Origin of the sequence: Bacteroides graminisolvens, assembly GCF_963666085.1 — a bacterium.
GTDB classification, from domain to species: Bacteria; Bacteroidota; Bacteroidia; order Bacteroidales; family Bacteroidaceae; genus Bacteroides; species Bacteroides graminisolvens.
Genome location: NZ_OY762556.1, coordinates 1,920,233 through 1,932,432, shown reverse-complemented (window position 1 = coordinate 1,932,432; position 12,200 = coordinate 1,920,233). Strand labels below are relative to the sequence as shown.

General features: G+C 37.3%; 10 protein-coding genes. 9 read left to right on the top strand and 1 reads right to left on the bottom strand.

The annotated features are described in order from the left end of the window. On the top strand, positions 1 to 912 hold the full coding sequence (locus ACKPCE_RS07950; RefSeq protein ID WP_319504769.1) for a DUF4249 domain-containing protein: 912 nt from the start codon (positions 1 to 3) through the stop codon (positions 910 to 912). A 9-nt stretch (positions 913 to 921) separates the two neighbouring features. Here the strand turns inward: ACKPCE_RS07950 and ACKPCE_RS07945 are convergent, their stop codons facing one another. Next, entirely contained in the window at positions 922 to 2,232 is a 1,311-nt protein-coding gene (locus ACKPCE_RS07945; protein ID WP_319504768.1) for an MATE family efflux transporter, read from the bottom strand. Positions 2,233 to 2,342: 110 nt separating this feature from the next. Between ACKPCE_RS07945 and pheS the strand changes: the two genes are divergently transcribed. From pheS to ACKPCE_RS07905, 8 genes are all read left to right on the top strand, one after another. Then, positions 2,343 to 3,362: a phenylalanine--tRNA ligase subunit alpha gene (gene pheS, locus ACKPCE_RS07940; protein ID WP_024997520.1), complete on the top strand. Its 1,020-nt coding sequence runs from the start codon at positions 2,343 to 2,345 to the stop codon at positions 3,360 to 3,362. Between the two features lie 88 nt (positions 3,363 to 3,450). Next, positions 3,451 to 4,647 (top strand): MFS transporter, encoded by a 1,197-nt coding sequence (locus ACKPCE_RS07935; protein ID WP_319504767.1) that lies wholly within the window; start codon positions 3,451 to 3,453, stop codon positions 4,645 to 4,647. A 32-nt stretch (positions 4,648 to 4,679) separates the two neighbouring features. Continuing rightward, positions 4,680 to 5,336 (top strand): endonuclease III, encoded by a 657-nt coding sequence (nth, locus tag ACKPCE_RS07930; protein ID WP_319504766.1) that lies wholly within the window; start codon positions 4,680 to 4,682, stop codon positions 5,334 to 5,336. Between the two features lie 104 nt (positions 5,337 to 5,440). Further along, complete coding sequence (locus tag ACKPCE_RS07925; protein WP_276963011.1) at positions 5,441 to 6,700, top strand: phosphoglycerate kinase; 1,260 nt, start codon at positions 5,441 to 5,443, stop codon at positions 6,698 to 6,700. Between the two features lie 176 nt (positions 6,701 to 6,876). Beyond that, positions 6,877 to 7,752 carry an ABC transporter substrate-binding protein gene (locus ACKPCE_RS07920; RefSeq protein WP_319504765.1) on the top strand — a complete coding sequence of 292 codons (876 nt, stop codon included), beginning with the start codon at positions 6,877 to 6,879 and terminating at the stop codon, positions 7,750 to 7,752. Between the two features lie 15 nt (positions 7,753 to 7,767). Then, a complete protein-coding gene (locus ACKPCE_RS07915) occupies positions 7,768 to 8,787 on the top strand; it encodes a porin (RefSeq protein ID WP_319504764.1) in 1,020 nt (339 codons plus the stop codon). A gap of 20 nt (positions 8,788 to 8,807) precedes the next feature. Continuing rightward, entirely contained in the window at positions 8,808 to 9,986 is a 1,179-nt protein-coding gene (locus ACKPCE_RS07910) for a DUF418 domain-containing protein (RefSeq protein ID WP_319504763.1), read from the top strand. Positions 9,987 to 9,998: 12 nt separating this feature from the next. Next, positions 9,999 to 12,197, top strand: coding sequence for a tetratricopeptide repeat protein (locus ACKPCE_RS07905; protein ID WP_319504762.1), 2,199 nt, complete (start codon positions 9,999 to 10,001; stop codon positions 12,195 to 12,197). The last annotated feature ends 3 nt before the right edge of the window (positions 12,198 to 12,200 follow it).

Genomic DNA, 12,200 nt, shown 5'->3' with positions numbered 1-12,200 from the left:
ATGATAGTTCAATTATTATATAAATATTACATACTGACCATAACACTGACTGCTATTTTGCTGGGACTAAGCAGTTGCACAGAAAGTATTGAGTTAGATACCGATGACGCTGATCCTGTGATTGTTATTTATAGCACCATTACAGATGAGCTGACTTATCAGCAGGTGCAACTAAGTTCTTCAACAGGATATTTTGATGGCAATAAAAATGCTAAAGTATCAGGCGCGACAATTACAATAACTTCCGATAAAGGAGACTTATACAATTTAGAAGAGGTACACAACACGCCCGGAACATATAAAACGACCACTCAAATGGCAGGTATTCCGGGAGAAAATTATCATTTAAAAGTGATGGTAGACTTCAATAATGATGGCATTAATGAAACCTACGAAGCCGACGCTAAAATGGAACTGCCTGTTAAACTCGATTCAATAGATATTTCGTATGAGAAAATAGCTAAATACCATTATTATTCTTTTAATATCTATGCCAAAGAACCTGCTGGTACAAACTATTACATGTGCAAATACATTGTCAATGATTCGGTATATGACCGTATAAGCAAATATGTTATTTTTGATGATTTAAGTTATGACAATCAATACATTAACGGCTCTTCAATCGGTTATTTCTTTGACGATACAGAAAGAGATGAATACAAAGATGCAGACGATTATAACACGATGACATTCATCGCTGATGGAGATGTAGTGAAACTACAACTATCAAATATTGGCAAAGGTTTTTATAACTTCTTATTGCAATGTCAAGAAGAAAAAGATGGAGAAAGTCCTTTCTTCGGAGGACCGTTAAGCAACATCAGTACTAATATTAAAGGAGGTGGCATCGGATATTTCGCGGCCTACAGTATTTCACAAAAGCAAGCAATAGCAAAAAAAGAGCAATAAAGATACAGTTTAATCAATATTCCGGGTTATCTTGACCCGGAATATACTTTTTCCAAAAAAACTTTGCATCACTCCTCTTAATATAAGATATACAATAAACGAAGCCCATAGAGCATGGTTTGCCCACTGATTATGCAGAAAATAGAACATAATGAAAAAGCTAACCGATGCGATCAACATCGAGAACAGCATATAACGTGTAGCCGTTGCTCCAATAAAGATTCCATCCCAGATAAAAGCAGAAAAACCAGCTAATGGAATTGCCAATGCCCAGTAATAATATTCTTGAGACACAGCTACTACAGCCTCGTCATCAGTAAGCAATGCAATAAAGGCATTACCATTAAAGGCATATAGCAATGTAAATAAGATAGACAATCCAAATCCCCATCGAAAAAGTAAACGAATCAAACGGCGCAGCATTAAAAAGTCATTGGCACCAACATAACGGCCAGTTAGAGCCTCTCCGGCGTATGCAAAACCATCCATGACATACGAAAAAAGCGTAAAAAACTGCATAAGAAGTGTATTTACAGCTAAGATTACCTCTCCTTCACCAGCTCCTGTTGAAGTAAAGAACACCGAAACACTAACAAGACAGAGCGTACGCAAAAAGATATCACTATTCACACTAAAAAAACGTTTCATAGCTACTCGACACAAAGTGTTCGGCCAATGTTGCTTGAAGCCAAGCTTCTTATAATATCTACGATATAACCATACAGCCATTATAAGACCACCATATTGGGCTACTAAGGTTCCAATTGCCACACCCTCAACTTTCATCTCAAACAGAAATACCAAACACAGACTAACAACTATATTCATGATATTCTGGGCTATCGCAATAAACATTGGAATACGTGAATTTTGCATACCTATAAACCAACCTGTAAATCCGTAAAGAGCCAATAAGGCAGGCGCTCCCCAGATACAGATACGAAAATAAATAACGGCAAGTTCTCTCACCCTATCTGATGTTTCAATAAAATAAAAAGCTATATTTTCTATTATCAGCTGAAAAGCAATAAAAAGAACTCCAATACCAATACCAACGATCAATGATCGAATCAGTGTACGTACTGATTCGTCGAGTAACCCGGCTCCATAAGCTTGCGATGTGAGACCGCTGGTCCCCATCCGCAAAAAGCCAAAACTCCAATAAAGAATATTAAACAGCATCCCCCCTACGGCGACAGCTCCTATATAGGCGGTAGCTCCCAAATGCCCTACAATGGCAACATCAATAAGCCCCAGCAATGGCACCGTTATGTTAGATATGATAGATGGCAAAGCTAGTTGAAGTATTTTTTTGTTCATTGCGATTCATTTTAAGGCAAAATTAGCCATAAATTAAATTATTCAAAGATAAACTTGTATATTTGCATCTCTTTTACAAATGTCCAGCAGCGTATTAAATTAATAAAGATATGATAGCCAAAATTAAACAACTTCTCGAAGAGGTCGAGACTCTGAAAGCTTCAAACGCAGAAGAGTTGGAAGCCCTTCGTATAAAATACCTTAGTAAAAAGGGCGCCATTAATGATTTGATGGCAGACTTTCGTAATGTGGCTGCCGAGCAGAAAAAGGAAGTAGGCATAAAACTGAATGAACTGAAAACATTGGCACAGGAAAAAATAACTGCGCTAAAAGAACAATTCGAAGCTCAAGACAATGGCTCAGCTGAGATTGATCTTACTCGTTCTGCCTATCCTGTCAAATTAGGCACACGTCATCCACTGTCAATTGTAAAAAATGAGATTATTGACATATTTGGCCGATTAGGCTTTAGCATAGCTGAAGGTCCTGAGATAGAAGACGATTGGCATGTCTTTTCCGCTTTGAATTTCGCAGAAGACCATCCGGCTCGTGACATGCAAGATACCTTTTTTATTGAGGCACATCCCGATGTAGTGTTGCGCACACATACCTCGTCCGTACAAAGTAGAGTGATGGAAGTTTCGCAGCCTCCTATCCGCATTATATGTCCGGGACGCGTATATCGCAACGAAGCAATCAGCTACCGTGCACACTGTTTCTTCCATCAAGTAGAAGCGTTATATATTGATAAAAATGTTTCATTTACTGATTTAAAGCAAGTTCTACTGTTATTTGCAAAAGAAATGTTTGGCGCGGAAACTAAAATTCGTTTGCGTCCTTCGTATTTCCCATTCACAGAACCAAGTGCAGAAATGGATATCAGCTGTAACATTTGTGGAGGTAAAGGATGCCCATTCTGCAAACATACCGGTTGGGTAGAAATTTTAGGATGTGGCATGGTTGACCCTAATGTACTCGAAGCCAACGGCATTGATAGCAAGATATATAGCGGATATGCATTGGGTATGGGTATAGAACGTATCACCAACTTGAAATATCAAGTAAAAGATTTGCGTATGTTTTCAGAAAACGATATGCGCTTCCTAAAAGAATTTGAGGCAGCCTATTAAGAACTGCATTCTGACATAACAGATTTCTCAATATTAAAATGAAAGATGCAGGGTAAACGCTCTGCATCTTTGCGTAAAACGGTTCATTATGACTAAAGATAGGCTTGTTACAATTGACTATTGTCGGATACTTGCTGCAAACTTCTTATTATTTTTTGCTTTCTACCTCATTCTGCCTGTTTTACCTTTCTACCTGACTGAGGTATTTAATGCAAATAATGCCACTGTTGGTATCATTCTTTCCTGCTATACAATTGCAGCACTCTGCATCCGCCCTTTTTCGGGATACCTACTTGACACGTTGTCAAGAAAGCCACTTTATCTCATCGCCTATTTTATTTTTACAGCCATTTTCGCAGGCTATCTTTTGGCTGGAATTCTGAGTCTATTTATAATGCTAAGAATTGTTCATGGACTGGCTTTTGGTATGGTAACCGTAGCAGGTAACACGATCGTTATTGACATTACACCCTCTTCGCGTAGGGGTGAAGCAGTAGGATACTACGGTTTAATGAACAATACAGCTATGAGTATAGGACCTATGGTAGGATTATTCATGCATGAAGCTTGTTCATTCAACACTATTTTTATTTGCTCTTTGACTTCAGGCGTATTGGGATTCATTATGGCTTGTTTGGTACGAACTCCTGCCAAACAGCCGGTTGAAAGTGAGCCTATATCATTTGATCGATTTATTTTATTGAAAGGTATTCCTGCAGGCATTTCTCTTTTATTATTGTCCATTCCTTATGGCATGACAACAACCTACGTGGCCATGTATGCTGAAAAAATAGGTATCACATTAAGCTCCGGATTGTTCTTTACATTCATGGCCTTTGGCATGGCCGTCTCACGTCTTTTTTCAGGAAAACAAGTCGACAAAGGGCGCATCACACAAATCATCATATTAGGTCTGTATTTAGTCTGTTTTTGCTTTTTCTCACTTAGTTTATGTGGAACATTGATGAAATGGAACCCTGAATTTACAACAGTCTTATTCTTCCTGATAGCTCTGTTGCTAGGAGTTGGATTTGGAACCATGTTTCCGGCCTTCAATTCTTTATTTGTTAACCTAGCTCCAAACAGCAAACGAGGTACAGCTACTTCCACCTATCTAACTTCTTGGGACGTAGGCATAGGTATTGGTCTTATGTCGGGCGGATATATTGCTCAAATCACATCTTTTGATACTGCTTATTTTTTCGGTGCCCTGCTCACCGTTATCTCGGCATTGTTTTTTAAGCTCAAAGTAACCCCTCACTTTGAACGAAATAAGATGAGATAACGTTTAATATACACCTAAGTATTTAAGTAAGTATGAGAAAAAAAGAACGATTTGAGAATGTAATAGATTGGTTTCAAAAGAACATGCCAATTGCTGAAACTGAGCTACATTACAATAACCCCTTCGAGCTACTGATTGCAGTTATTTTATCTGCACAATGTACAGACAAACGGGTTAATATGATTACCCCCCGATTATTTAAAGACTTCCCTACTCCCGAAGCACTTGCAGCAAGTACGCCTGAAGTAATATTTGAATATATTCGGAGCATATCATACCCCAATAATAAGGCAAAGCACTTAGTAGGAATGGCTCGCATGTTAGTGAATGATTTTAATAGCGAAGTGCCCGATACACTAGAAAAACTTATTAAATTGCCTGGTGTAGGCAGAAAAACAGCCAATGTCATTCAATCTGTTGTATACAACAAAGCAGCTATGGCAGTTGATACCCATGTGTTTAGGGTTTCAAACCGTATCGGACTCACTACTAACTCTAAAAATCCATTGGTAACAGAACTAGAGTTGACAAAATACATTCCAAAGGGCCTTATTCCTATCGCACATCATTGGCTCATTTTGCACGGGAGGTATGTTTGTCAGGCAAGAACTCCAAAGTGTGATCAATGTGGATTAAGGCCTTTCTGCAAATATTATTCAGACTCTCATAAACTTGAAAAAGACTCGTAGACACATAAAGAATAAATGATAAATTCATAGCAAAAAATAGAAATATATAGTAACTTTGCAGTCTACAGAAAATAATATAACACTTTTAAATAAAATAGAGTATTATGCAAACAATTGACCAATTCAACTTTGCCGGTAAAAAGGCATTTGTCAGAGTAGATTTCAATGTTCCATTGGACGAAAACTTCAACATTACAGATGACAATCGTATTCGCGCTGCTCTCCCAACTCTAAAAAAGATTATTGCAGATGGCGGCAGTCTGATTATAGGTTCTCATTTGGGCCGTCCCAAAGGCGTAACAGACAAATACTCGTTAAAGCATATTGTTAATCACGTTTCTAAAGTATTGGGCGTAGAAGTTCAGTTTGCCAACGATTGCATGGGTGAAGAAGCAGTAGCTAAAGCGGCAGCCTTAAAACCAGGTGAAGCTTTGTTGCTTGAAAACCTCCGCTTTTATGCAGAAGAGGAAGGCAAACCTCGTGGTTTAGCAGAAGATGCTACTGACGAAGAAAAAGCTGCTGCTAAGAAAGCGGTGAAAGAAAGTCAGAAAGAATTCACCAAAAAATTAGCTTCGTATGCAGACTGTTATGTAAATGACGCTTTCGGTACTGCTCACCGCGCACATGCTTCCACTGCATTAATTGCTAAATATTTTGATGTAAACAACAAAATGTTTGGTTATTTGATGGAAAAAGAAGTGAAAGCGGTTGATAAAGTATTAAATGACATCAAACGTCCGTTCACAGCAATCATGGGAGGTTCTAAGGTTTCTTCAAAAATTGAAATCATTGAAAATTTACTTTCTAAGGTTGACAATCTAATCATTACTGGCGGTATGACTTTTACTTTCACTAAAGCACTTGGTGGAAAAATTGGTTCTTCACTTTGTGAAGACGACAAATTAGATTTGGCTTTAGAATTAATTGAAAAAGCTAAAAAGAACAACGTAGAGTTAGTTATTGCAGTTGACGCTAAGGTTGCAGATTCTTTCTCTAACGATGCAAACACTCAGTTTGTTGACGCTGATCAGATTCCTGATGGATGGAGTGGTCTTGATATCGGCCCCAAGACAGAAGAACTTTATGCACAAGTTATTAAAGCATCTAAAACGATCCTATGGAACGGACCGACAGGTGTGTTTGAATTTGATAATTTCTCTCATGGTTCACGCTCTGTTGGAGAAGCCATTGTTGAAGCGACAAAGCATGGAGCCTTCTCTTTAGTTGGTGGTGGCGATTCAGTAGCTTGTGTGAATAAATTCGGATTAGCCGATGGCGTATCCTACGTATCAACTGGTGGTGGTGCTTTACTAGAAGCAATTGAAGGTAAGGTTCTCCCCGGTATCGCAGCAATCAAAGAATAATTTCTTTTTGCATATTTCAGGCAATTTTCCTACACTTCTAGGAAAATTGCCTTTCCTATTATAATCGGAACTTTATCTTTGTTACTATGCGACACATCCTATACATAGGTACGATTCTGGTATTATTCACGGCTTGTACTCCTACCCGAAAGAAAGAAAATATTTCTCACACACCAATGAAAGTCATCACTTTGGGAGTAATGCCTTCTGTTGACTATCTACCATTTATTGTTGCTCAAAAGGCCGGTATCTATGATACATTAGGATTAACAGTTAACCTGATTAAATATTATTCCTCAACAGATAGAGACCATGCATTTCAATCGGCACAAATCGATGGAACCATAACCGACTTTCTCAGCGCATTTCAACTTAAGTCTTCGGGTATTCCTTTGAAAATTATCATGAGAAATGAAAGTTATCTATGCATGATTGTTAGGAACGGCAGTAACATCACTTCGATCAAAGAACTTAAAAACAAAAACATTGCTGTATCTAGAAATACAGTCGTTGATTACACAACAGACTTTATAATCAAAACAGCAGGAATTCTACCGCAACAAGTCAACAGACCGGAAATTGATAATATTCCTTTGAGACTATTAATGCTTGAAAACGGACAAATTGACGCCTCACTTTTTCCTGACCCGTATGCTACTATAGCCATGAGTAATGGACATAAATCACTGACCAGTACCAGCGAATTAAATATATCGGTAACCGGAACTGTTTTCTCGGTAAAAGCTCTTAAAGAAAAGAAAAAGGAGATAGAATTACTAATCAAAGGTTATAACCTTGGAGTAGATTATATACAAAACCATCCAACTGACTCTTTAAAACAAATATTAATAGAAGAAATTGGTATACCAGAGGCTTTAGCCGGTATCATTGCATTACCACAATATACATATGCATCATTACCTTCAATGGATGATTTAGAAAAATGTGCCTCATGGTTGATAGAAAAAAACATCATTCATAAATCCTTTCAATACACAAGCGTTATCGATTCATCATATATTCAATCTGAACAAGTAAATATTGAAAAATAACAAATAACTTTTTTTATGAAACGAATACTACTGGCAATAGCCTCTGTTTTTACACTGTTTATTTCTCATGCACAAATTACAACAGATAAAGTAATCAACACCCTCAAGGAGCGAATTACCTTATCGGGCTATGCTCAGGCGGGTTACACATATGATGATCTAAAGGAGTCCACCAATACTTTTGACGTTAAACGCATCATCTTCATGGCACACGGACAAATAACCAAAGAATGGTCATGCTACTTTATGTACAACTTTAATAGTGGAGGTAACTTGCTGGAAGTATATACCGACTATCAATTTTTGCCCGGATTAACAGCCCGATTAGGACAATTCAAAACAATGTATGCTATGGAGAATCAAATGTCTCCCAGTGAAATAGAATTAATTAATTGCGGCTCTCAAGCAACCAACTATTTAGCTGGAGTTGATAATAGCGATAAGTTATATGGATCATCCACCGGTCGTGATATGGGATTTATGATTTTTGGAGACCTGTTCCAAAAAAGATTAAGTTACAATTTGGCAGTAATGAACGGACAAGGTATAAATATCAAAGATAAAAACGATAACAAAGACCTTGTAGGATATATCACCTTCAATCCGGCTAAAATTATATCAGTAACCGGCTCCTTTATTAAGGGAAAAGGTTGTGCTGTTGAAACGTCAGACATTAATCCTGACATTAAGAAAGATCAAAGCTACACCCGTAACCGTTGGTCATTGGGGAGTATTTTAAAAACGAAGCCGCTTAATTTGCGTGCAGAATATCTGGCAGGTAAGGATGGTAATGTGAAAAGCGAAGGTTTTTATGCAACAACAAACTATCATGCATGCAAGAACTTCGACATCATTCTTTCTTATGATTACCTAAATAAAAATAAGGATATGGACTACAAACAGCAAAACTACGTTGCGGGCATACAATATTGGTTCTATCCCAAATGCCGCCTGCAAGCGCAATATACCTATTGTGACAATAAAAAAGGTGAAAACTACAACAGAATTCAAACGCAGATTCAAGTGCGTTTCTAAACCACCAATAAATTGATAACATGGAGACACCTTCAATTCAGAATAATACCCGAATAGATGTAGCTGATGTACTCAGAGGGCTGGCCGTGATGGGCATTATTCTATTACACAGCATTGAGCATTATAACTTTTATTACTTTCCTGAGAATCCGCCATTTGAATGGATGAAATTTACTGATCGCATTATTTGGGATGGTTTGTTTTTCACATTCAGCGGCAAAGCTTATGCCGTTTTTGCTTTGCTGTTTGGGTTTAGCTTTTATATTCAAAATAACAATCAAAATCAAAAAGGAAAAGATTTTCGCCTACGTTTCTTATGGAGATTGGTCCTATTATTTATCATCGGACAATTTAACGCTTCATTTTTCACAGGAGAAATATTAGTGATGTATTCCATAATTGGAATCATATTACCTGTTTGTTGCAAGCTCAATGATAGAACAATAACGATTATTGCTACGCTGCTCATATTGCAGCCACTCGACTGGGGGAAGTTAATTTATGCTCTGATTGATACTTCCTATACGCCTGGCGAAAGCCTATCTAATTACTATTTCGGTGTAGCGTACGATATACAGAAAAACGGAACTTTTCTTGAAACACTGCGTATGAATTTATGGGAAGGACAGCTGGCAAACTTCACTTGGGCTTTTGAACATGGCCGGATCATGCAAACTGCCGCCCTCTTTCTGTTTGGCATGCTAATAGGCAGACGTCAGCTCTTTATCTATACCCCCAAACATGAACTCATTTGGTTAAAGACATTAGGATTTGCACTAATCCTATTTTTCCCTCTCTATGGATTAAAGAACTTACTCCCTGAATTTATTAACCGACCAGCCTATTATGAGCCACTAAACCTGATTCTTTATTCACTTACTAATTTGAGTTTCATGTTAGTTTTGGTGACGGGAGGGCTACTTACCTTTTACAAAGTAAAAAATCGCAGTTTCTTAATGCGTTTTAGCAGTTATGGGAAGATGAGTCTGACAAATTATATCGGACAATCTATTATCGGATCGCTTTTCTTCTATCATTGGGGCTTTTTCCTTAGTCCCAACATGAATCATACATTAAGTTTTCTTTTTGGCATTCTTTTTGTACTTCTACAAATGAGCTTTTGCTCATGGTGGTTAAAGCGACATAAGCATGGCCCTTTTGAGGGATTATGGAAATATCTGACATGGATCAGAAAATAAACAATACGTAAGATGGACAACAATTTTCTAAGTGCTGAATATATTGAGTTACAACATACAGCCATAAAAAAGCTGATATTGGATCAACGATTAAACGAAGCTATTTCACTCTTGGCTCCGTTAGTGGAAACAATAGCTCAAGCAGAATTACAATATAAACTGGATGAAATAAGATTTTCATATACAAGCATGCTACAATACATGCAAAAGGGAGTTGAAGATCCCGAACGTCATAGCTTATATATGAAATTATTGGCAGAGACATTGGAGATCAACGACCGGATGAAAATTAGCCAACTGGCTAACTATAAGTACAACTCTTATTATAGATTAAAAGCTGCCTACTCAAACAGTCATAACAACAAAAATCTTGAAATAATAAAAACTGAGCTTGAAACATGGTGCATCGATTCAAACCTAGACATCAAAGACAACTCATTTGAGAGTGATCAGATTCGCAAAAGACACGAGGATATCTTGGCTGAAATGTTCACTTACATCTATCTCAATACTCATTGGGACAAAACAGACAAACTAGCAGCAGATTCATTCCTTAAGACATCGAATGTGGCAGGGAATGATTTATGCCTTATGGTCAGTGCTGTGACAATGAGCCTACTCATTTGCTTTGATTCCTTAAAAATGAAATGGTTACTTGACGCTTATCTCCATACTTCAACAAATGTCAATCAACGTGCGTTGGTAGGAATAGCATTCAACATCCACTTATACGAAGAACGAATGCATCTGTATCCCGAAATCAGAGCACAAGTCAACAGTCTGAATGAAATGCCTGAGTTTGGCAAAGAATTAAATCGAATGCATATTCAATGGTTGTTTTGCCAAGAGACCGAGAAAATCGATAAAAAAATGCGTGAAGAAATTATTCCAGAGATGATTAAAAATGCCACGCAAAACTTAGATCTGCCTCTGGATGAAACAGACGATGACAACGAAGATAAAAACCCCGATTGGAACAGTAATAAAAAACAATCGGATTTTGAGGATATGATGCGCGAAGTTGGTGAATTGCAACAAGAAGGAGCAGATGTCTATATGAGTTCTTTCTCACAACTCAAAAGATATCCCTTCTTTGAAATATTGAGCAACTGGTTTTATCCTTTTGACAAACAGCACTCTATGGTTGTCAATGTTTTACAAGAAGGCACAGATCCCAAAAATATTGTCAATCTCATACTTGACAGTACCATTTTCTGTGATAGTGATAAGTACTCTCTTTGCTTCACACTTCAACATGTTCCTGAGTCTCAAAGGCAGCAAATGCTCTCACAACTGACCGAACAACAACTCAATGATTTCACAGATGATATGCAAATTCTGAGTGCCAAAAAAGGAGACACTCAACCTAACATTGTATGCAGGCAGTATTTGCACAGTCTCTATCGATTCTTTAAGTTGCATCAGTCACGTAAGGAATTTCCAACAATATTCGATGGAAGCATCAATATTCATCGTCATCATACTCTTCGTGATGTATTATATAAAGAAGAGTACCTTCTGCCTTTAGCCAATTATTATTTTAGCAAAGAGCATTTTGATAAGGCAGCGGAAGTATATTCGGAAGTTATCGGGTTAGCTAAAGGGAAAGCTGATCTTTTTGAGAAATTAGGCTTTTGCTTCCAAAAACTAAAAGAATACGATAAAGCAATAGAGGCGTACCGAAAAGCAGACATGATTCACTCTGACAATGTGTGGACAATGCGTCATCTGGCCACCTGTTATAGAATAACGAAAAATTACTCCAATGCTCTTAGCTATTATAAAAAAGTAGAATCTGTATTAACTGAAAATCCAAATGTTACATATTACATTGGTGTCTGTTTAGCCGAACTTAAAAAATATGATGAAGCTATTAACTACTTCTTTAAGTTAGATTTCATGGGGTCGGCTTCCATTAAATCATGGCGGGCAATAGCTTGGTGTTCTTTGGCCAACGATAAATTGGAGCAAGCAGTCATTTACTACGAGAAAGTCCTTACCATGAAGCCTAATTACAAGGATTATCTAAATGCAGGACATGCATACCTGTGTACTAAAAAAATAGATCAAGCTTTATCGCAATATAATAAAGCTTTTTCAACTATAAATTCAAAAGAACGATTCATAGAACTTTTCTACCAAGATAAAGAATTACTTCTAAAGAATGGCATTCATGAAAATGACATTCCTTTATTGATTGACTTACTATAACGT

Coding starts and splice junctions, on each gene's coding strand:
- pheS (WP_024997520.1), top strand. CDS start 2,343: ATGATAGCCAAAATTAAACAACTTCTCGAAGAGGTCGAGACTCTGAAA.
- ACKPCE_RS07935 (WP_319504767.1), top strand. CDS start 3,451: ATGACTAAAGATAGGCTTGTTACAATTGACTATTGTCGGATACTTGCT.
- ACKPCE_RS07920 (WP_319504765.1), top strand. CDS start 6,877: ATGAAAGTCATCACTTTGGGAGTAATGCCTTCTGTTGACTATCTACCA.
- ACKPCE_RS07925 (WP_276963011.1), top strand. CDS start 5,441: ATGCAAACAATTGACCAATTCAACTTTGCCGGTAAAAAGGCATTTGTC.
- ACKPCE_RS07915 (WP_319504764.1), top strand. CDS start 7,768: ATGAAACGAATACTACTGGCAATAGCCTCTGTTTTTACACTGTTTATT.
- ACKPCE_RS07910 (WP_319504763.1), top strand. CDS start 8,808: ATGGAGACACCTTCAATTCAGAATAATACCCGAATAGATGTAGCTGAT.
- nth (WP_319504766.1), top strand. CDS start 4,680: ATGAGAAAAAAAGAACGATTTGAGAATGTAATAGATTGGTTTCAAAAG.
- ACKPCE_RS07945 (WP_319504768.1), bottom strand. CDS start 2,232: ATGAACAAAAAAATACTTCAACTAGCTTTGCCATCTATCATATCTAAC.
- ACKPCE_RS07905 (WP_319504762.1), top strand. CDS start 9,999: ATGGACAACAATTTTCTAAGTGCTGAATATATTGAGTTACAACATACA.
- ACKPCE_RS07950 (WP_319504769.1), top strand. CDS start 1: ATGATAGTTCAATTATTATATAAATATTACATACTGACCATAACACTG.